Source organism: Alcanivorax sp. IL2 (assembly GCF_047495475.1).
GTDB lineage: Bacteria > Pseudomonadota > Gammaproteobacteria > Pseudomonadales > Alcanivoracaceae > Alcanivorax.
Map to the genome: position 1 here is coordinate 2,004,512 of NZ_CP179932.1, position 20,079 is coordinate 2,024,590.

17 protein-coding genes are annotated in these 20,079 nt (G+C 57.4%); 12 read left to right on the forward strand and 5 right to left on the reverse strand.

Features of this window, described 5'->3' with window-relative positions; translation table 11 throughout:
• Positions 1–161 precede the first annotated feature (161 nt).
• From ACMG4N_RS09370 to ACMG4N_RS09390, 5 genes are all read left to right on the forward strand, one after another.
• Positions 162–2,132: a DUF1302 domain-containing protein gene (locus ACMG4N_RS09370; protein WP_414431385.1), complete on the forward strand. Its 1,971-nt coding sequence runs from the start codon at positions 162–164 to the stop codon at positions 2,130–2,132.
• Between the two features lie 45 nt (positions 2,133–2,177).
• Positions 2,178–3,584 carry a DUF1329 domain-containing protein gene (locus tag ACMG4N_RS09375; RefSeq protein ID WP_286828144.1) on the forward strand — a complete coding sequence of 469 codons (1,407 nt, stop codon included), beginning with the start codon at positions 2,178–2,180 and terminating at the stop codon, positions 3,582–3,584.
• A 116-nt stretch (positions 3,585–3,700) separates the two neighbouring features.
• Positions 3,701–4,792 (forward strand): WD40/YVTN/BNR-like repeat-containing protein, encoded by a 1,092-nt coding sequence (locus tag ACMG4N_RS09380; RefSeq protein WP_286828145.1) that lies wholly within the window; start codon positions 3,701–3,703, stop codon positions 4,790–4,792.
• Positions 4,793–4,802: 10 nt separating this feature from the next.
• Positions 4,803–7,184 (forward strand): efflux RND transporter permease subunit, encoded by a 2,382-nt coding sequence (locus tag ACMG4N_RS09385; RefSeq protein WP_297762780.1) that lies wholly within the window; start codon positions 4,803–4,805, stop codon positions 7,182–7,184.
• Positions 7,185–7,423: 239 nt separating this feature from the next.
• Positions 7,424–8,434 (forward strand): quinone-dependent dihydroorotate dehydrogenase, encoded by a 1,011-nt coding sequence (locus ACMG4N_RS09390; protein WP_414431386.1) that lies wholly within the window; start codon positions 7,424–7,426, stop codon positions 8,432–8,434.
• A 287-nt stretch (positions 8,435–8,721) separates the two neighbouring features.
• Here ACMG4N_RS09390 and rmf read toward each other — a convergent pair whose 3' ends face one another.
• A complete protein-coding gene (gene rmf / locus ACMG4N_RS09395) occupies positions 8,722–8,928 on the reverse strand; it encodes a ribosome modulation factor (protein WP_035247144.1) in 207 nt (68 codons plus the stop codon).
• A gap of 252 nt (positions 8,929–9,180) precedes the next feature.
• Between rmf and rlmKL the strand changes: the two genes are divergently transcribed.
• Genes rlmKL through ACMG4N_RS09410 form a run of 3 tightly spaced genes read left to right on the forward strand, consistent with a single transcriptional unit; the run spans position 9,181 to position 11,862 of the window.
• Positions 9,181–11,292, forward strand: coding sequence for a bifunctional 23S rRNA (guanine(2069)-N(7))-methyltransferase RlmK/23S rRNA (guanine(2445)-N(2))-methyltransferase RlmL (rlmKL, locus tag ACMG4N_RS09400; protein ID WP_414431388.1), 2,112 nt, complete (start codon positions 9,181–9,183; stop codon positions 11,290–11,292).
• Entirely contained in the window at positions 11,292–11,516 is a 225-nt protein-coding gene (locus ACMG4N_RS09405) for a glutaredoxin family protein (RefSeq protein ID WP_297762789.1), read from the forward strand. The genes rlmKL and ACMG4N_RS09405 overlap by 1 nt, the downstream gene beginning before the upstream one ends.
• Positions 11,517–11,556: 40 nt before the next feature.
• A complete protein-coding gene (locus ACMG4N_RS09410; protein WP_297762792.1) occupies positions 11,557–11,862 on the forward strand; it encodes a DUF6482 family protein in 306 nt (101 codons plus the stop codon).
• A 71-nt stretch (positions 11,863–11,933) separates the two neighbouring features.
• Here ACMG4N_RS09410 and ACMG4N_RS09415 read toward each other — a convergent pair whose 3' ends face one another.
• From ACMG4N_RS09415 to lexA, 3 genes are read right to left on the reverse strand one after another with little or no spacing between them, the layout of a single operon-like run.
• Positions 11,934–12,764, reverse strand: coding sequence for a TatD family hydrolase (locus tag ACMG4N_RS09415; protein WP_414431391.1), 831 nt, complete (start codon positions 12,762–12,764; stop codon positions 11,934–11,936).
• On the reverse strand, positions 12,712–13,128 hold the full coding sequence (locus ACMG4N_RS09420) for a DUF1499 domain-containing protein (RefSeq protein ID WP_297762798.1): 417 nt from the start codon (positions 13,126–13,128) through the stop codon (positions 12,712–12,714). Before ACMG4N_RS09420 ends, ACMG4N_RS09415 begins: the two co-directional genes overlap by 53 nt.
• A 31-nt stretch (positions 13,129–13,159) precedes the next feature.
• Positions 13,160–13,774 carry a transcriptional repressor LexA gene (gene lexA / locus ACMG4N_RS09425; protein WP_297762801.1) on the reverse strand — a complete coding sequence of 205 codons (615 nt, stop codon included), beginning with the start codon at positions 13,772–13,774 and terminating at the stop codon, positions 13,160–13,162.
• 318 nt (positions 13,775–14,092) lie between these two features.
• Here lexA and ACMG4N_RS09430 point away from each other — a divergent pair, with 318 nt between their 5' ends.
• Positions 14,093–14,743, forward strand: coding sequence for a cyclic nucleotide-binding domain-containing protein (locus tag ACMG4N_RS09430; RefSeq protein ID WP_297762804.1), 651 nt, complete (start codon positions 14,093–14,095; stop codon positions 14,741–14,743).
• 158 nt (positions 14,744–14,901) lie between these two features.
• Here ACMG4N_RS09430 and ACMG4N_RS09435 read toward each other — a convergent pair whose 3' ends face one another.
• Complete coding sequence (locus ACMG4N_RS09435) at positions 14,902–15,348, reverse strand: universal stress protein (protein WP_297762807.1); 447 nt, start codon at positions 15,346–15,348, stop codon at positions 14,902–14,904.
• A gap of 271 nt (positions 15,349–15,619) precedes the next feature.
• Here ACMG4N_RS09435 and topA point away from each other — a divergent pair, with 271 nt between their 5' ends.
• The 3 genes from topA (at position 15,620) to ACMG4N_RS09450 (ending at position 20,077) form a co-directional block, all read left to right on the forward strand.
• Complete coding sequence (gene topA, locus ACMG4N_RS09440) at positions 15,620–18,355, forward strand: type I DNA topoisomerase (RefSeq protein WP_414431394.1); 2,736 nt, start codon at positions 15,620–15,622, stop codon at positions 18,353–18,355.
• 127 nt (positions 18,356–18,482) lie between these two features.
• Positions 18,483–19,013 carry a DUF6586 family protein gene (locus ACMG4N_RS09445; protein ID WP_272975633.1) on the forward strand — a complete coding sequence of 177 codons (531 nt, stop codon included), beginning with the start codon at positions 18,483–18,485 and terminating at the stop codon, positions 19,011–19,013.
• Positions 19,014–19,288: 275 nt separating this feature from the next.
• Positions 19,289–20,077, forward strand: coding sequence for an outer membrane lipoprotein-sorting protein (locus ACMG4N_RS09450; RefSeq protein ID WP_414431396.1), 789 nt, complete (start codon positions 19,289–19,291; stop codon positions 20,075–20,077).
• Positions 20,078–20,079 lie beyond the last annotated feature (2 nt).

The window sequence follows — 20,079 nt, forward strand, 5'->3', positions numbered from 1 at the left end:
ACACTGAGGGGGGATTTCTTTTTCGTCCCGATATGTAAGAATTAAGACTTAGTCTGGGTAGTGGTGTGCATCGGGGAGAATGATGGGACCGATGATACAACGGGAGAAGCCGCTGCCCGGGCAAGAACAATAAAGCCATGCATGGCAATTCGGAGAGCTACATGAATAATAATCCCCTGCGCAAAACCAGGTTAGCGATGGCTGTTGCTGGTGCTGCAGCCCTTACCAGCTTGTCACTTCCTGCCTCTGCAATTCAGCTTCAATTCGATAACCCTGACTGGACCGGTCGACTGGATACTGCCTTGTCCGTCGGTGCGTTGTTCCGCACAGAAGGGCAGGACCGGATGTTGGCGGCCAACGAAGACGTGGTTGACATGACCCTGAAAGGTTATGGCTCCCAGGTCAACAAGAACGATGCCAACAACAACTTTGACACTGGTTTGGCGTCTCTGGTCTACAAGATCACCCCGGAGATGGAGCTGAACTGGCAGGGGCGTTATGGCATGTTCGTCCGTGCCACCGCGTTCCACGATGAGCAGATCATGGGCGGTGGTCATGATGGTGGGGCTCTGATGAAATCGGGTCCCTTCGTGCCGGGTAACGGGTTTACCCGTTATGCCACATACTCCGATTATGCCAACAACGGTATCGGTGACGATTTCAACAGTGATGCAGAGCGCTATGCGGGTCAGCGTGCTCGTATGCTGGATGCCTATGTCTGGGGGAGTTTCGATCTGTTCGAGAAGCCCTTGAACGTGCGTCTGGGTCAGCAGGTCATCAACTGGGGTGAAGCGCTGTTTATTCAGGGTGGCGTTAACACTGCCAACTACTTTGATCTCAATGCGCTGCGCTTGCCGGGCTCTGAAATCAAGGAAGCCCTGTTGCCACTGGATAGCTTGTACTTTTCCTACGGCCTGACCTTTAACGCGACACTGGAAGGTTTCTACCAGTTCGAGTGGGAAAATTCCGAAGATGCGCCAGCGGGCACCTACTTCTCCACTCATGATGCATTCCCGGGCAGGGGTGCTGACAACGTGATTATTGATGGTCGTGTCGTGGCTCTGGGGGCTGGTGCACCGGGTCTGGAAAATGCGTTCGCTGCCTACACGGCTCAGTTTGGTCCTGGCTACGAGTACGAAGCCACTCAGGTAACGGTTGATCGGATTCGTGATGAAGACGCGAAAGATAATGGCCAGTTTGGTTTGGCCTATCGTTATTTTGCCGAAGCCCTGAATGGTACGGAATTCGCGCTTTACTATACCCGCACTCATGCACGTACGCCTGTGGTGGGTTCCCGCATCAACAAGATCAACACCTCAGGCCTGGCGGGTGTGCCGGAAACCATCGATACCACTGAATACCAGATGGCCTATGTGGAAGACCAGGACATGTTCGGTGCCAGCTTCAACACTGTCGTCGGCACCATGTCTCTGGCGGGCGAACTGGCGTACCGCCCCAAGCGATCCATTATCAATGAAATCGGTGACAACCTGATCCAGTCTCTGGCAGGAGCAGCAGCAAATCCGGCCCCAACCCTGGGTGATCTGACTCCGCACTGTGTGCGGGCAGAGCTTGGTGGTAGCTGCCTGAGTTCCAACACGGCGGTTCAGGAAGGTCAGCTCTATTACTTCTACGACGAAGTGGAAAGCTATAACGGCTCCCTGGTCAGCATTTTCAACTTTGGACCGACCTGGGGAACCGATGGTTTGATCGCACTGGTTGAACTGGGCGTTGAGCATATTGAAGGTCTGGAAAACCCGGAGCTGGAATATAACTCCACTGCTGCCATTCTTGGTTCCGAGGCCCAGATTCTGAGCCCGGATGACCCCAATAAATATAATCTGGATGACACATCCTGGGGTTACCGTGCGGTCTTGAAGGCAGACTACAACAACATTTTCGCCGGTATTTCCATGAGCCCGAGCGTGCGGATTGCCCACGATGTAAGTGGCAATTCACCCATCGGTGGTAACTTCATGGAAGACCGCAAAGCCGCTACCCTGGGGCTGGATTTTGTGTACCTGAACAACCTGGAAGTGGGCATGTCTGCCACCAGCTTCTGGGGCGCCAAATATTCCAACAAACTGGCGGACCGGAACAACGCTTCGGTTTCTGTTAAGTACTCTTTTTAATTTTTTCCGGGCCGGGTTTCCGGCCCGTTTATTCGGAGAGCAATCATGTTGAAGAAATTGACCGCCATGGGCAGCGCGCTTGCGCTGTCACTGAGCGTAGCGGCCAATGTGCAGGCTGCCGTGTCCGCGCAAGAAGCGGCAAAGTTGGGTAAATCCCTGACTCCGTTCGGGGCTGACGTCAAAGGTAACGGGAAAGCCGTTTCCACTGGCCTTGGCATTCCGGACTGGACCGGTGGTATCCAGAAGAAGGATATCCCCAAGGAATATACCCGCCCCGGCCAGCACCACCCGGACCCTTTCAAAAATGACAAGGTAGTGTTCACCATCACCGCCCAGAACCTGTCCAAGTATGCGGACAAGGTGCCTGAGGGTGTGCAGGGTATGCTGAAAACCTACCCGGATACTTTTAAACTCAATGTCTACCCGAGCCGTCGCTCTACCTCCGCACCGCAATGGGTTTACGACAATACCAAGAGCAATGCTACCAAGGCTTCATTGGCAGAAACCGGTGTTAACAACGCATTCGGCGGGATTCCTTTCCCGATTCTGAGTGGTAGCAACGAAGACAAGGCCCAGCAGGCGATCTGGAACCATATCCTGCGGTGGCGCGGTCTGTACGTGGTGCGTCGTGCTTCAGAAGTGGCGGTGCAGCGTAACGGTGCCTACTCCCTGATCACTTCTCAGCAGGAAGTGTACTTCCGTTACTACGATCCCAAGTACAACTTCGACAGCCTGGACAACATCATTTTCTACTACCTGTCCTTCACCAAGGCGCCGGCACGTCTGGCCGGTGGGGCGGTGCTGGTTCATGAAATGCTGGACCAGAAGAAAATGCCGCGTCAGGCCTGGGGTTATAACGCCGGCCAGCGTCGTGTTCGTCGTGCTCCCAACCTGGCTTACGACACCCCGATCGCTGCAGCCGACGGCCTGCGTACTGCCGATGACACCGATATGTATAACGGTGCCCCGGACAAGTACAACTGGAAGCTGGTTCATGAAAAGCCGGTGGAAATGTTTATCCCCTACAACAACTACAAGATGGACAGCCCGGATGTGAAATACGAAACCCTGCTGCAACAGGGCCACGTGAATTCGGACTACCAGCGTTGGGAGCTGCACCGTGTATGGGTAGTGGAAGCGAACCTGAAGGAAGGTGAGCGCCATATCTACGAGAAGCGTCGCTTCTACATTGATGCGGATTCCTGGCAGATCGCCGCCATCGACCAGTATGACCGTCGTGATGAGCTGTGGCGTGTAAGCCTTGCCTACATCAAGAACTACTACGAAGTACCGACCCAGTGGACCGCTCTGGACACCTTCCATGATCTGCGGGCCCAGCGGTACCACGTACAGTTCCTGGATAACGAAGAACCGTCCATTCTGGATTACAGCCAGCCGGTACCGGATGACCGCTACTTCCATCCGGCCGCCCTGCGCCGCCGTGGACGGTAATGACAAGAAAAGGCTGACCGTTTAACGGCAGCACTGGCAACGCGACCGGGACGCCCATGGCCCCCGGTCGTTTTGCACTCGGCTCGGCAAACGAGCCTTCGGGAAGAGATGGGACAATGAAAAAAACACTTTTGCTGGCTGCTGCAGCCATGCTGTCTGCCCCTTTGCAGGCACAGTTTATTGATAGCAAATCTCCGCTGGTAACAGCCAACAACTATCTGGACCTGGCCAATGCCAATGGCCGGATTGTGGCGGTGGGTGACCGCGGCAAAATTCTGTACTCCGATGATGATGGGGACCACTGGCAGGCGGCCAAAACGCCTGAAGAGGTGCTTCTGACAGCGGTTTGTTTTGCGGATGCCCGCAACGGCTGGGCCGTGGGCCACGATGCCGTGGTACTGGGTACCCGTGATGGCGGAGAAAGCTGGACGCTTCAGTACAGTGATCCGCTGGGTGGCAGCGATGATAGCGAACCCGCTGATGAGAGCATGGATGATCTGTCCATGGACGATATCTATGGCGACCCCTATGAGGACGATGCCTACGGGGATGACCTCTACAGCGATGATCCCTACGAGGAAATCGCTGCTGCACCTGTTGATACCTCCGGCGCGCCGCTACTGGATGTGCACTGTGAAAGCCGTGACAAAGCCGTGGCAGTGGGTGGCTATGGCTACTATCTGGAAACTTCCAACGGCGGCGATACCTGGAAAAAACGAACTGCTGCACTGAGTAATAATGATGGCTGGCACCTGTACGGCTATGCGGCCGCTCCTGCCAGCAGCGATCGCTATCTGGTTGGTGAAAAAGGCGTCATCTTTCGCTCTGCTGACAAGGGCCAGAACTGGGAGGCACTGACCAGCCCCTATGAAGGCACCCTGTTCGGTGCCACCCCGATATCCGATTACCAGGTGCTGGTTTACGGCCTGCAAGGCAATGTGTGGTTAACCGCCAATCGCGGCAGTAGCTGGGTCAAGGTACCCACCAAGCTGACCCGTGGTGTGAATGACGGCACGGTACTGGACGACGGCACCGTGGTGCTGGTGACCAATGCCGGCGGTATTCTCACCAGCCATGATGGTGGTCAAACCTTCTCCCTGCGGTTCCTTCCGGACCGTGAATCCATCTCCGCAATTTTGCCCCGAAAAGCGGGCGGCGTTCTTGTCGCCGGCCAGGGCGGAGTGCGCGTGATTGAAGACGTAAAATAAGGGGCACAGCATGTCAGGTCGTATTTCCAAAACCATTGCCGGCGGGCTGTTTTCCATTCGTCCCGTTGTGCTGCTGCTGTTTATTGCAGCGACTGTCTTCCTGGGCTTTCAGGCCAGCAAGATTCAGCTTAATACCGATATCCGAAAGATGGTCCCGCTGGGTCACCCTTATATCCAGAACTTTCTGGAACACAAGGATGATATGAGCCTGGGCAACGATGTACGTGTCATCGTTGCAGAAACCCAGAGTGACGACATTTTCAATCCCGAGTACATGACCGCCCTGAAGGAAATCACCGACGAGGTGTTTGCTCTGGATGGTGTGGATCCCAGCAAGATCAGTTCCCTCTGGACCAGCAATGTACGCTGGAATGAGGTAACCGAGCAGGGCTTCCAGGGTGGTGAAGTGATTCCTGCCGGCTACGATGGCAGCGACGAGACGCTCGAAGACCTGCGCACCAATGTGCTTCGGTCTGGCCAGGTTGGCCGTCTGGTGGCGGATAACTTCCAGTCCAGTGTGGTGCATGCGCATCTGCTGGATGCACTGGGTGAAAACGGCGTGGATATTCCGGTGCTGGCCGCTCGTCTGGAAGAGATTCGCGCTACCTATCAGGAAAAGTACCCCAACGTTCGTATTCATATCGTCGGCCTGGCCAAAAAAGCCGGGGATGTGATGGCCGCAGCAGAAGAAGTGGCCATGTTCTTCTTCTTCACTCTGGCTTTGATTGCGGTACTGCTGCTGTTTGATACTCGCTGTTTGCGCAGTGCAATGACAGTGACCGTCTGCTCTTTTGTGGCGGTTATCTGGCAGTTGGGGATTGTCAGTACGCTGGGCTTCACCATCGACCCCTATTCCATGCTGGTGCCGTTCCTGGTGTTTGCCATTGCGGTGTCCCATGGTGTGCAGATCGTCAACACCCTGGCGAACTACGCGGCAGAAGGGCAGACCCCGCTGGATGCGGCGCGTAATACTTTCCAGTCCTTGTATGTACCGGGCATGGTGGCGCTGGTGTCAGATGCCATTGGTTTCCTGACGCTCTATATCATCGATGTAGGTGTGATCCGGGAACTGGCCATGGCGGCCAGTATCGGGGTGGCGGTGATCATCATCACCAACCTGATTGTAGTGCCGATGGTGCTTTCCTACCTGGGCGTGAGCGGTGCATCAGTGCGCAAGATTCAGGCGGGAGAGAAGAAAGATCACCCGCTGGCCGGCTTGTTTGCCCGCTTTACCCGTAAGCCTTTGGCGGCCCTCTCCATTGTGATTGCCGTGGCCGGTTACGGGGTTGGCATCTATATGAGCCAGGATCTGAAAATCGGTGACCTGGACAAAGGGGCGCCTGAGCTCTGGCCGGACCCGTGTGAAGAAATGGATTGCCCGCGCGGTTATGAACCCAAGCCCCGCTATCGCTATAACCACGACGTCAATTTCCTGGTGTCCAACTACTCTGTCAGTGCGGATGTGCTGGTGGTGATGGGCAAGACGCCGGTGGAGTCCTGTAACACTTATCCCGCCATGCAGACCGTGGATGATTTGTCATGGACCCTGCGCAATGTGGATGGGGTGCAGGATGTGGTTACCATTGCGTCGGCAACCAAGCTGATTTCCACCAACATGAATGAGGGGTCCCTGAAATGGGCCACCATTTCCCGGGATCAGTACGCGCTCAACAATGTCATGAGCTTCATGCCGGACAGCCTCTACAATCTGGACTGTTCCCTGGCACCGGTATATGTGTTCCTGGATGACCACAAGGCAGAAACTCTGGATCGCGTCACCGCAGCGGTGGCCGATTTTGCCGAGAAGCGCAACAACGAAGAGGTCATCGAGTTCAAGCTGGCGTCAGGCAATGCCGGTGTGGAAGCTGCCACCAACCAGACTATCGAGGCCAACCAGTATCCCATGCTCGCCCTGGTGTACGCGGTGGTATCGATTCTGGTGCTGATCGCCTTCCGCTCCATTCGTGCGGTGATTTGTATCATCGTGCCGCTGGGGCTGACTTCCATCCTCTGTCAGGCACTGATGGCGCATCTGGGTATTGGCGTGAAAGTGGCAACACTACCGGTGATTGCCCTGGGTGTCGGTATCGGTGTGGATTACGGTATTTATATCTACAGCAAGCTGGCCCACTACCTGAAACAGGGCATGGATCTGGAAGCTGCCTACAGGGAAACCCTCAAGACCACAGGCAAGGCGGTGGCCTTTACCGGCATCACCCTGGCCGTGGGCGTGATCTTCTGGGCATTCAGTTCCATCAAGTTCCAGGCGGATATGGGGATCCTGCTGACCTTCATGTTCCTGTGGAACATGATTGGCGCCCTGTGGCTGCTGCCCGCTCTGGGCTGCTTCCTGCTCAAGCCTGATGCGGCCCGCGCTCGTCAGAACAGCTAACTGACGCGCTGGTTTCTGTTGGTTATTTTCAAGCCCGGCTCTGCCGGGCTTTTTTTTGTTGTTCGTAAAGGCAGGGTATGCAAACAATCCGGCTTGGGAGGAGTCGGGTTCACAAGGGGAAGTGTCCGCCAATCCTGGCTACAGGGGCTCTTACTCACCAGGTCTGTCCGACACAAAACATCGAAGTGACGGGGTAGCTTGGCTATAATGCCGGCCATTATCACAATCCGGGTTGTCCCATGCTGTACTCCCTTGCTCGCCCTCTGCTGTTTTCCCTGTCTGAAGAACACGCCCATGAGCTCACTCTGGCCATGCTTCGCAAGCGGTCGGGTAAGCTGTGGCCGGGCAGTGTGCCGGCATCCCCACGGGAGGTGATGGGTATTGAATTCCCCAATCCGGTGGGCTTGGCAGCGGGTCTGGACAAGAATGGTGATTGCATAGATGGTTTGGCGGATCTGGGTTTCGGTTTTATCGAGGTGGGCACGGTAACCCCGCGTCCGCAGGCGGGTAACCCTAAGCCTCGCCTGTTCCGTCTGCCCAACGCCGAGGCGCTGATCAACCGGATGGGGTTCAACAATCTGGGAGTGGACTATCTGGTTGGTGCGGTTAAACAGAGCCGCTATAAGGGGGTGCTGGGTATCAATATCGGCAAGAACAAGGACACTCCTGTTGAAGATGCGGTTCAGGATTACCTGAGTTGCCAGCAGAAAGTCCACGCCTATGCGTCCTACCTGGTGGTGAATGTTTCCTCACCGAATACCCCCGGTCTGCGTAGCCTCCAGCATGGTGATGCGCTGAATGAATTGCTTGGCACCTTGCGCGAAGCCCAGACCCGTTTGGACGCGCAGCATCGCCGGCGCGTGCCGTTGGTAATCAAGATTGCTCCGGACAACAGCGAAGAAGAGCTGCAGGCCATGGGCGAAGCGTTCGTGCAGCACGGCATTGACGGCGTTTGTGTGGGCAATACCACCCTGTCACGGGCAGGGGTGCAGGGCCTCCCCAAGGGTGATGAGCAGGGCGGCCTCAGCGGCGCCCCCCTGAAACCCATTGCCAATCAGGCTCTGGCGACCATGAGCGAAACCCTGAAAGGACGAATCCCGATTATCGGGGTGGGCGGCATCAATAACGCCGACGATGCGCTGGAAAAACAGCGTCTGGGCGCCGATCTGGTTCAGATCTACAGTGGCCTGATTTATCAGGGGCCGGGGCTGATTGGTGATATTGCCCGCGCTTGGCCCAAAGCTCTCTGAGCTACGAGCTACGCGGGTTAGATAGGCAAGGGCTGAGAAGTTGCCGGGACTTCGTCATTGCTACGAAGCCGCTGTAGGAACTGAGCGTAGCGGAGTAACGCACGTAGTCCCGTGCGGCCCGAAGGGGGAGCGAAGCGAATAACCCATGCTTGCATGGCGAACCGTGCGAAGCACGGCATCGTCCGCAGGACGATCAAAGCTAGAAGCTAGAAATTAAAAAGGGCCCGGGAGGGGCCCTGTGAGTCGGCGTTTGATGCGCCGGCGTGGTGTTGAACGGGTTTCAGGTGTTAGCCGATATTTTTCAGGTTCTGAATGCTGGAGACCCCGAGCATTCCATGTGCGAAATCGGTGCGACCTTCGCGCCAGCCGCCCATCCAGTTGGTGCGAGCACTGAGGGCGCCAAACGGGCATTCCTCACGAGATTTTCCATCCAGGCCGGCGTTGTATCCCCGGCTGTAGGCGCGGTCGTCTTTGTTTCTTTTTTGTCGCTTCATAGACGCTTTCCCTTTCACAGATAGCGGTATTGAAAATGACCCCTGGCAGAGAACAAGGCCAGTTATCGGGGTCGACACATTCAGTATGGGAAAGCGCTGGGGTAGTGTCGAATATCATGTAGCAATATGGTTCGTGCCTGTTAAGCATATGACGTATAAAGGACAACTTGACGACGATTTGTGTAACGCATTGAAAGTTAAATACTTAATTTTATCGTTACGCATAAAACAGTCACTTACGAGGTATCAGTAATGGAATTTGTGGCCACCAGCATGCCCGGTATCGCCGAGTTGCTGGCCGATGAACTGTCGTCACTGGGCATATCGGTAACAGAAACCGGCCGTGCCCATGTGGCATTTACCGGCGGTACCGCGGATGCACTTCGGGTCTGTCTGTGGTCGCGGTTGGCAGAACGGGTGCTGTTGTCCCTGGCGACCCTTGGCGTCACCCCGGACATCGCACCGGAAAAGCTGGCCGCCAGCCAGGACTGGCTGTCCTTGGTGGGCAATGATGCGCCGCTGCATATCCATCTTGAGCACGGACCGGGTGTTCGTGGGGATAACCGCATCAGCAGCAAGCGCTTTATTCAGGCTCTGCCGCCACAATTCACGGTATCCCGGGATGCCCGTGGCAGTTGCTGTATCCGGGCCCGGCTGGATCCCAATGAGGCGCATCTGTGGCTGGATCTGGCTGGCGATCCCTTGCATCGGCGTGGTTATCGGTTGGCCGGCGGTCGGGCGCCTCTGCGCGAGACCCTGGCCGCCGCCATGTTGTGGGCCGCCGGTTGGCGCCAGGGCAATCATCCGGCAGCGCTAATGGACCCGTTCTGCGGCTCCGGCACCCTGTTGATAGAAGCCGCACAGATCGCTGCCGGCTGGGCGGCGGGTGCCCAGCGCCAGCATTATGGCTTCCAGCAGTGGCGGGCGTGTCGCCGTCAGCTCTGGCAGGATGCCATGGAAGAGGCTGCCGAAAGCGCACGCCAGCCGCTGCCGGAGATGTCCCTGAAGGGATTTGATGTGGATGGCCGGGCGATCCAGCTGGCCCAGCAGAATGCCGATCGGGCGGGGGTGCGTCAGGTCATTCATTTCGAACGCCGGGAACTGGGCGCTCTGCGTTCCCGGGATTTTGCCGAGCAGGGCTTGCTGGTAGCGAACCCGCCCTGGGGCGAGCGTCTTGACGAGCAGCAACAGGCCGGCTGGCTGCATTTCGCCCTGGGCCGGTTGCTGGCCAAACTGGCGCCGAACTGGCAAGCGGTGTTGCTTGGCGCTGACGCGGAAGTCATGGATCGCTCCGGCATGGACCTGCAGAGCCAGTGGCGACTGAAAAACGGGCCGTTCAACAACTTCATTCGCCTGTATCACTCTCGCCAGCCGGCGCCGGTGGAGGTGGTGACCATCGCCGAGTCATCCGCCTTTGAGGTGCCGGAAGGGGCGCAGCCGCTGGTCAACCGCCTGCGCAAGAATGGCAAACACCTGCGCCGCTGGCTGGAACGCGAAGATATCCAGTGCTATCGCCTCTACGATCGAGACCTGCCCGAGTTCAATGTGGCCGTGGACATCTATGGTGACCAGGTGCTGGTGCAGGAATTCAAGGCGCCGAAAACCGTGGACCCGGAGAAGGCCAAACAGCGACGGGATCTGGCGGTCACCGCTGTCCGGGCGGCCTTGGGGGTGCATCGCGAACAGGTGCACCTGCGTACCCGGGAGCGCCAGAAAGGCAACCAGCAGTATCAGAAGCTGGATGGCCAGGGGCGTTACCGGCTGGTGCGCGAAGGCCAGGCCCAGCTGCTCATCAACTTGCAGGACTATCTGGATACGGGACTGTTCCTCGATCACCGTCCCACGCGGCTGAAGATTGCCGAGGAAGCCGGTGGCAAGCGCTTCCTCAACCTGTTTGCCTACACCGGCTCAGCCACCGTGCATGCGGCTGTTGGCGGCGCCAAACGCACTGTCACCGTGGATGCCTCCAAGCGTTATCTGGAATGGGCGGCCTGCAACCTGGCCGCCAACGGCTTTTCCACTGACCAGCATGAGCTGGTCCGCGCTGATACCATGCGCTGGCTGGACGAATGTCAGGAGCAGTTCGATCTGGTGTTCTGTGATCCGCCCACTTTTTCCAACAACAAGTCGCGCAGTGACTTCGTGGTGGAAGAGCACCATGGTGAGTTGATCCGCAAGATCATGCGCCGGCTCGAGCCGGGCGGGGTACTGTATTTCTCCTGCAACTACCGCCGTTTTGAACTCGACCCGAGTATCAGCAAGTGGTATCAGGTAGATGATATTTCCCGCTGGAGCATCCCGGAAGATTTTCGCCGGAATGACAGGATTCATGTCTGCTATGCCATTCGGCATGTGGAGGACTGATGAGCGTAGTGCTTTACACCACGGTGGGCTGCCACCTCTGCGATCAGGCCCGTGAGCTGGTGTCCACTGTGGCACCGGATCTCACGCTGACACTGGTTGATGTGGCCGAGGACGATGATCTGCTGGCTCGCTATGGCGAACGCATTCCCGTGCTGATGAAAGAGGGGCGGGAGCTGGGCTGGCCATTCAGTCTGCTGGATGTACAGCAGTTTCTGGCAGGCTGATTGATGCAGGCTTCACAGCGGCAAGATCATCATTGTTGCCATGGAAACGATAAGCCCCAAAAAACTGCACAAGCGCAAGGCCGATGAAGTCGAGATTTTCTCGGCCTGCCTGTCGGTGTGCACGGTCAAGGTCCGCTTCGGCGATACCTGGTACTGGGTGGCCGACGACAGCGGCAAAATTATGCGCTTTAATGGCCCGGAGCATGCCAATAACCAGCTCCAGACCCTGTCCACTGGCACGGCACATCTGCTGCATCATTCCGCCCATGCGGAAATGGTTGGCCAGCCCGAAGGGGAGGTGATCCCGCCCCTTCGGGTGCGCTTTCACTGGCGAAGCCAGAGCTGAAACGTTGCCAGGCCCAAGCCGTCGGATTGGGGGCCTCCCACAACAAAGAATGGGATCCTGGATGCCTGGAGTCAGAGGTTAGGTGTAAACAGCGCTCGGGCATTGGCAGAGGTCAACTGCGCTACGCTGGCCACATCCTGCTCCCGCAAAGTCGCCACCCGTTTGCCAATCCAGGGTAGCAATGAAGGTTCATTGCGCCGTTTTTTCGGAGGGGGTTCCGGCAGGTCGCGGGGCAACAGATAGGGGGCATCGGTTTCCAGCAACAGCCGGTTATCCGGGATATTGTGCACCAGCTCGGCCAGCGGCTTGCCGCGGCGCTCATCGCACACCCAGCCGGTGATGCCGATGTGGCAATCCAGATCCAGATAATCGAAAAGCGCCTGACGCGAGCCGGTAAAGCAGTGTACGACCGCACCGACAAGGTGATCCCGGTGGGCTTTCAGAATGGGTGCAAAGCGCTCGTGGGCATCGCGTTCGTGGAGAAACACCGGTAGCCGGTATTCCACAGCCAGGGCGAGCTGGGCCTCGAAGGCACGTTCCTGGTCCGGGCGTGGGGAAAAGTCACGATTGAAATCCAGCCCCATTTCGCCGGCGGCTTTTACGGATTTCTGGGTTAGCAATTCCCGTAGCTCCTTTTCCAGGGCAGGGGAGTAGAAACGGGCGCTATGGGGATGCAGGCCGGCAGTGGAAAACAGGTCATCGTGCTGGCTGGCCAGCTCCATGGCCAGGCGGGATTCGTCCACATTGGTGCCGGTCAGTAGTTGCCAGGTCACCCCGGCAGAACGGGCCCGTTCGAGTACCTCATCCTGATCATCCCGGAACTGCTTGTCGGTCAGATTGACGCCGATATCAGCCCAATGGGGAATGTCGGTCTTGCAGTGAGTAGTGTGAGGTTCTTTCATCAGGGGCCTGCTCCGCCAGTTGTTCGCGCAGGGATTCTACCCGACGACGGTTGGCACCTAAATCCCAGTAGCCCACTCGCGATGCGGAACGAACCTCTACCACGCCGTCTTCACGAATATAGAAGGTCACATCATCCACGAAACGCAGCAGTCGGCTGGAGAAGCGGGCCTGAATACGGGACTGGCCGACCACATCGAACTCGACGCGGTCAAGCTGCCGCAGCAGAGCCTGTAGACGAGTCATGCTGGCCTTGCGAGTTTTTGCTACTTGCAGAGGCGCTACCCGGCGATCTTCGTCTTTGGCCAGGCTGGAGACGCAGTTGGGCGAATCCGGGCAGGGAGCGAGCAGATGCGTATCGGACATGGCGGCAACACTCATAAATAGCAGAATGGCACTAGTAAGAATTCGGATCACGGATCAACCCCACGAAAATCCCCTCGATGATCAGTTGATCAGCCGGCACCTTGATGGGCTCATAAGCTTCATTAGCCGGTAACAGGGTGGCGCTGGATTTATTCAACTTTAGGGTCTTCACTGTGACTTCTTCGTCAATGCGGGCAACCACGATCTCTCCGGAGCGTGCCACGTTGGATTTGCGCACGGCAATCAGGTCGCCATCAAAGATGCCTGCTTCGATCATGCTGTCGCCCTGTACCTTCAACAGGTAAGTAGGGCGTTGCTTGAACAGACCCTGGGGCACCGGCACGGTGCGTTCCACATTTTCGATGGCCTCAATGGGGACCCCTGCGGCCACTTTGCCGACTATCGGTAATTCTTCTTCCGACCAGTAAGCATTGTCGAGCAATTGAATGCCCCGGGAGCGGTCACTGTGGAGTTTGATAAAGCCCTTGCGTTCCAGGGCTCGCAAATGGTCAGAGGCGGCATTTTTGGACTGAAAGCCCATGATGTCGGCAATTTCCGCGCGAGTGGGTGCCATACCGGTATCGGCGATACATTCGCGGATACAGTCCAGCACCTGTTGCTGGCGATCGGTGAGTTTGCTGCTCATAACCTTCTCCATGTTTCCCGCAGGATTTCGGTTCCATACCCGGGCGTCATCGACGCTTCTGGCTAACCAGGCTGTCAGCCAAGGCTGACAAACAGTGCTACAAAACCGATGCTAGCATAGGTACTGATAATATGAACAGTGCTATTTGAACAGTTGTGGTGGGCTGAATTTCATCGCTTTCGGGAGGATATCGTTGCCCTGTGACTGCGGTGGCACTAGCATAATGCAAGGAGCGTCTGGATGGTTGCGGGTCTTTGTGTTGATTCGCCCTGCAGGCAGGCTCTTCGATAATAATTCCATCAGACCTGGGGATAGTAGATGGAGCAGGCCAATAATAATGACTTCGGCCAACAACGGATCCGGCAGCTGTTATCCGGTGTTCCGTTTTTCAATGAAATTGCCCGTGACGATCAAAGCGAATTTGCCCAGCTTGAGCACAATACCCGCCTTTGGGTAGCCGGTTCCGGTGATACTGTGATTCGTGCCGGGGATGTGGATTCCACCCTGTATTTCCTGCTGCGAGGGCAGCTTGAAGTGCTGTCTGATACCACCGGCGAAGCGCCGCTTTATTACGTATCGCCGGGGGAAGTTTTTGGCACCCTTTCCATGTTGCTCGGCACCCCGCGCAGCGCCACTATCAAGGTGTCAGAGACTGCCCGTGAAGCGGTATTGGTGAGCCTGGATTTCAATGAATTCAATGAGGATGACAGCCCTTATTCGTTGACCACCCGGCTGGCGTTCTTTCACATGATCGTTCATCACATCCGCTGGACCCTGGAAGTCAAACGTATGCAGTCGCCAGATCATGAACTGGTTCAGTCTATGCGCAAACTTCCGGTTTTCCATGGCGAAAAAGGCAGCCGCGAAGAACTGGCCGCCCTCAAGGTGCAGGCCCAGGGCCTGGCGGAGCTGCTATGTCGCTGGAACGAAGAGGGAGCGGAAGGGACGGGGGCGTTGCAGCTAACGTGAAGGCAGTTAATAGTTAACAGTGAATAGTGAACAGTTTCGCGGAACAGGTTTTCTGTTTTGTGAACGCAAGAGGCCGCGTCCAGGGGATGGACGCGGCCTCTTACGTTTCAGTCAGGGATGCGCCGGCACGCGCGCTATTAACTATTCACTGTTAACTATTAACTGCCTTTCTGATCCACTTTCACCGCCAACACATCGCAATGCGCCCCCGGTACCAGGCCGCGGGCGGTAGAGCCCAGTAGCAGGGCCAGGCCGCTGCGGGTGTGGCTGCCGACCACGATCAGATCGGCGTCCAGCTTGTCTGCCTGATCAAGGATGGTCTTCTCGATGGAACCCAGCTCCACATGGACATTATCGGCGGGTATCTGATACCGGCCGGCATAGGTGTCGGCGGTTTCCCGGGCCTGTGTCATCAGGCCACTTTGCAGATCGGTCACATCCATGGGCACATCGGCACCATAGGCCAGGGCCAGGGGCTCGATCACATGGATCAGATGCAGTTCACCATCATTGCCTGAGAGTACCCCGGCGGCCCGGGACAACACCTGGGCAGACTCATCACTGCAATCAATGGCGACCAGAATTCGGCGATAGGGACTGGGCACGGTTCTCTCCCTGAAACGGTGTCTTTCCCGCAGTATAACGCTCTTTGGGTGGCTTGCCAGAACCTGTTTCTCACTGGGAGGGTTGCCGGGGACCCTCTCTCTGGTCTACTACTAAAAAAGGACGGTCGGTGACAGCAGAGCTTGACCCGGCCATACCGGCGCTGTCTAAATAGCGCCCGAAGAAGACTGGCGCCGCCTGTGTGACCGCCATATCGGGGCACTGTAGTTGGTGCGCTCTGTTCAACAAACCGCCGCCATTGAGAACCTGAGAATGGGAAAAACTCTTGTTATTGTGGAGTCGCCTGCCAAGGCCAAGACCATCAACCGCTACCTGGGCGACGACTTCGTAGTGAAGTCCAGTGTCGGCCACGTACGCGATCTGCCGGTCAGTGGTGGCTCCAAGAAGAGCACCCCTCAGGAGCGCGCCAAGGAAGCGGCCTACACCCGCTCCCTGCCCAAGGAAGAGCGCGAGGCCTATAAAAAGAAGAAGGCCAAGGCCCAGTTGATCAACCGCATGGGCGTGGACCCGGAACACGGCTGGAAGGCCCATTACGAGATTCTTCCCGGCAAGGAAAAGGTGATTGATGAACTCAAACGTCTTGCCGCCAAAGCCGACCGCATCTATCTCGCAACGGATTTGGACCGCGAAGGGGAGGCCATTGCCTGGCACCTGCGGGAAGTGATCGGTGGCGACGATACCCGCTTTGATCGGGTGGTGTTCAACGAAATTACCAAGAAAGCCATCCAGGCCGCCTTCGAGCAGCCCGGCAAGCTGGACCTGAGCCGGGTGGAAGCCCAGCAGGCCCGCCGTTTCCTGGATCGGGTGGTGGGCTTCATGATCTCCCCGCTGCTGTGGGAGAAGATCGCCCGTGGCCTGTCCGCTGGCCGGGTGCAATCCGTGGCCGTGGAGCTGGTGGTGGAGCGCGAGCGGGAAATCCGTGCCTTTATCCCGGAAGAGTTCTGGGAGATGCACAGCGATACCCACAGCGACAAGGGCGAAGCCCTGCGTCTGGAAGTGGCCAAACACAAGGGCGTGAACTTCCGCCCGGACAATGGTGACGACGCGGAGCAGCACCGCCGGGCGTTGCAGCAGGCCGGCACGCTCACCATCAGCCAGCGCGAGCAGCGGCCCACCCGTTCCAAGCCTTCCGCTCCCTTTATTACTTCCACCCTGCAGCAGGCAGCCAGCACCCGCCTGGGTTTCGGGGTGAAGAAGACCATGATGATGGCCCAGCGCCTTTATGAGGCCGGCCATATCACCTATATGCGTACCGATTCCACCAACCTGAGCAGTGATGCGGTTGCCGCCTGCCGGGAATGGATTGGCGAGAAGCTGGGTGACAAATACCTGCCCGAGAAGCCGCTGTCCTACAGCAGCAAGGAAGGCGCTCAGGAAGCTCACGAAGCGATTCGCCCCTCCGATGTGCGCCGCACTTCCGATTCTCTCAAGGATATGGAGCGTGATGCTCAGCGTCTGTATGAGCTGATTCGCCGTCAGTTCATTGCCTGTCAGATGCCGCCGGCGGAATACCTGAGCTCCACGCTCACCGCCACCGGCAATGACTACGAGCTGAAGGCCAAGGGTCGCATCATGAAATTTGACGGTTGGACCCGCATCCAGCCGCCGGCCTCACGCAAGGGCCAGGAAGATACCCTGCTGCCGGATGTGAAAGAAGGCGACACCCTGACCATCGACCAGGTGGACATCGATCAGCACTTCACCAAGCCGCCGGCCCGTTTCACTGAAGCCAGCCTGGTGAAAGAACTGGAAAAGCGTGGCATTGGCCGCCCATCTACCTATGCGGCGATCATTTCCACCATTCAGGATCGTGGTTATGTACGCCAGGATAACCGCCGTTTCTATGCGGAAAAGATGGGCGATATCGTCACTGACCGGCTGACGGAAAGCTTCCCCAATCTGATGGATTACAGCTTTACCGCCCGGATGGAAGAAACCCTGGATGAAATCGCCGAGGGCCGCCGCAACTGGCAGGATGTGCTCGACGATTTCTATCGCGATTTCGTGGGCAAACTGGAAGCCGCCCAGGGCGAGGGTAGTGGCAAGCAGGCCATCGGCGGCATGCGCGCCAACCTGCCCACCGATACCGATATTGAGTGCCCCAAGTGTGGTCGGCCCATGCAGATACGCACTGGCTCCACCGGGGTTTTCCTGGGCTGCTCAGGTTACAGCCTGCCGCCCAAGGAGCGTTGCACCGCCACCCTGAATCTGCTGCCGGGCGAAGAAGCGGAATCGGTGAATGCCGATGATGAGGAAGCGGAAGCCAAGGAACTGCGTAACAAGAAGCGTTGCCAGAAGTGCGGCACCGCCATGGAAAACTACCTGATCGATGAAAAGCGCAAGCTGCACATCTGCGGTAACAACCCGGATTGTGATGGCTATGTGATCGAGAAGGGCGAGTTCCGTATCAAGGGCTACGATGGACCGGTACTGGAGTGCGAAAAATGTAGCAACGAGATGCAGTTGCGCACCGGCCGCTTTGGTAAATTCTTCAAGTGCACCAACGAAGAGTGCGGTAATACGCGCAAATTGCTCAAGAGCGGCGAGCCAGCACCGCCGCGGGCGGACCCGATTCCCATGCCGCACCTCAAGTGCGAAAAATACGATGACGACCACTATCTGCTGCGTGACGGTGCTTCCGGTCTGTTCCTGGCCGCCAGCAAATTCCCGAAAAACCGGGAAACCCGGCCACCGTTGATTCTGGAAATCCAGAGTGTTGCCGAGCAACTCGATCCCAAGCACAAGTACCTGGCCGAGGCGCCAGCGAAAGACCCGGAAGGCAATCCCGGGGTGCTGCGCTACAGCCGCAAGGCCAAAGAGCAGTACGTGATGAGCGAGATCGACGGCAAGGCCACCGGCTGGATGGCCTTCTATCGGGATGGCAAGTGGATCGAGGAACAGACCAAGAAGAAGGCGCCCGCGAAGAAGAAAGCGGCTGCCAAGAAGAAGGCCCCGGCCAAGAAAAAGGCCGCTGCCAAGAAATCCTGACCGCTTTACTTGTTGGAGCTATGCTCGCATAGCGAACCTGCTCGCGAAGACCCCGGTTTTCACCATGCGAGCATAGCTCCTACGGTCAGGTTAATCCGTTATACCCATCGTTTCTGCGAGTCCTCTCATGTCCCGAATGGTCCGAGAAAATGCCGTTAGTGGTCTGCGCGAGCGGATCTACTTTGCTCAGGCCCTGCTACGTCAGCTCACCCGCGAACAGGCCGACGCGGTGCCTGCGGTACGCCTGGCCCTGCGTGGTGCCGTGGTATTTCACCTCTATTCGGCCCTGGTCGGTCTGGCTCGCCAGTCTGCCAGCACCTATCAGGTAGCCGGTGCCGACCATTTGTTCAGCCTGGCGGCCCTGGTTCAGGCGTTTCGTGATTCTGAAGTGGAAGCCCCGGAAATGGCCATCCTCGGCCAGGCCCTGGCCGACCGCGCGGACCTGATCGCCTGGCTGGACGGGGAAATGCAGAACGCCATGGGCGCCGCCGGCCTGGCCCGCCGGCCAACCCCGCCCAGCGACGCCAACGCCCTCAACCTGATGGCCGAAGACCGCTACGCCCCCCTGGCAGAAGGCGACCTGGAACGCCTCAACAATGCCATTCAGCGGGTCAGTGAGCTGGTGGAGCATTGTGTGGGGTATCTGGAAGAGTGGTGAAAGCAGTTAACAGTTAATAGTGAACAGTTAACAGCTCGCGCGCTGAGCAATGGTTTAATTTCAAACGCATGAGGCCGCGCCCATTCTGTGGACGCGGCCTCATGCGTTAAAAGCAAAAACTGTCGCAATTCGCGTAGCTGTTAACTGTTCACTATTAACTGTTAACTGACTTTTGGCCTCTTTGGCATCGCACTTTCCGCTATCCTCTTTATCATGGTAAACACACTGTTACCCACAACGGTGTGATCAACAAAATAACCAAATCGAGGTTCACCATGAAAGTTCGCCTGCTGCTGGCCGGCCTGGCTTTGGCCTGTGCCGTTCCTGTTCTCCATGCCCAGACGTCGGAAGAGAAAGGGCTGGAAATTGCCCGTGAAGCGGATCGTCGCGGGGCGGGGTTTGGTGACTTCCAGGCGGATATGCGCATGGTGCTGATCACCCAGCGTGGTGATACCTCGGAGCGGGAGCTGCGGGTCAGCACCCTGGAAGGAACGGGTGAGGAGGGTGACAAGAGCCTGACCATTTTCGATACCCCCCGCGATGTGCGTGGTACTGCCTTGCTCACCTACAGCTACAAGACCGGTGATGATGATCAGTGGCTGTATCTTCCGGCCCTGCGCCGGGTGAAGACCATCGCCTCGCGCAACAAGTCCGGCCCCTTCATGGGCAGCGAATTCAGTTTCGAGGACATGCGTGGCCAGGAAGTGGAGAAATACACCTACAAATACCTGCGCGACGAGCCCTGCGGCGAGCTGACCTGTTTTGTCATGGAGCGGTATCCCACCGATGAGAATTCCGGCTACACCAAGCAGGTCGCCTGGATCGACCAGCAGGAATACCGTACCTGGAAGGTGGACTACTACGACCGCAAGGAATCCCGCCTGAAAACCCTGACCATGAGTGACTTTGCCCAGTACCAGGAAAAATTCTGGCAGCCCGGCAAGATGGCCATGGTCAATCACCAGACCGGCAAGGCCACGGACCTGTTCTGGAGCAACTATCGCTATGACACGGGTCTGAGCGAAGCGGACTTCAACCAGAACAGCCTGAAACGGGCCCGTTGATC

Coding starts and splice junctions, on each gene's coding strand:
- ACMG4N_RS09370 (WP_414431385.1), top strand. CDS start 162: ATGAATAATAATCCCCTGCGCAAAACCAGGTTAGCGATGGCTGTTGCT.
- ACMG4N_RS09375 (WP_286828144.1), top strand. CDS start 2,178: ATGTTGAAGAAATTGACCGCCATGGGCAGCGCGCTTGCGCTGTCACTG.
- ACMG4N_RS09380 (WP_286828145.1), top strand. CDS start 3,701: ATGAAAAAAACACTTTTGCTGGCTGCTGCAGCCATGCTGTCTGCCCCT.
- ACMG4N_RS09385 (WP_297762780.1), top strand. CDS start 4,803: ATGTCAGGTCGTATTTCCAAAACCATTGCCGGCGGGCTGTTTTCCATT.
- ACMG4N_RS09390 (WP_414431386.1), top strand. CDS start 7,424: ATGCTGTACTCCCTTGCTCGCCCTCTGCTGTTTTCCCTGTCTGAAGAA.
- rmf (WP_035247144.1), bottom strand. CDS start 8,928: ATGAAGCGACAAAAAAGAAACAAAGACGACCGCGCCTACAGCCGGGGA.
- rlmKL (WP_414431388.1), top strand. CDS start 9,181: ATGGAATTTGTGGCCACCAGCATGCCCGGTATCGCCGAGTTGCTGGCC.
- ACMG4N_RS09405 (WP_297762789.1), top strand. CDS start 11,292: ATGAGCGTAGTGCTTTACACCACGGTGGGCTGCCACCTCTGCGATCAG.
- ACMG4N_RS09410 (WP_297762792.1), top strand. CDS start 11,557: ATGGAAACGATAAGCCCCAAAAAACTGCACAAGCGCAAGGCCGATGAA.
- ACMG4N_RS09415 (WP_414431391.1), bottom strand. CDS start 12,764: ATGAAAGAACCTCACACTACTCACTGCAAGACCGACATTCCCCATTGG.
- ACMG4N_RS09420 (WP_297762798.1), bottom strand. CDS start 13,128: ATGTCCGATACGCATCTGCTCGCTCCCTGCCCGGATTCGCCCAACTGC.
- lexA (WP_297762801.1), bottom strand. CDS start 13,774: ATGAGCAGCAAACTCACCGATCGCCAGCAACAGGTGCTGGACTGTATC.
- ACMG4N_RS09430 (WP_297762804.1), top strand. CDS start 14,093: ATGGAGCAGGCCAATAATAATGACTTCGGCCAACAACGGATCCGGCAG.
- topA (WP_414431394.1), top strand. CDS start 15,620: ATGGGAAAAACTCTTGTTATTGTGGAGTCGCCTGCCAAGGCCAAGACC.
- ACMG4N_RS09445 (WP_272975633.1), top strand. CDS start 18,483: ATGTCCCGAATGGTCCGAGAAAATGCCGTTAGTGGTCTGCGCGAGCGG.
- ACMG4N_RS09450 (WP_414431396.1), top strand. CDS start 19,289: ATGAAAGTTCGCCTGCTGCTGGCCGGCCTGGCTTTGGCCTGTGCCGTT.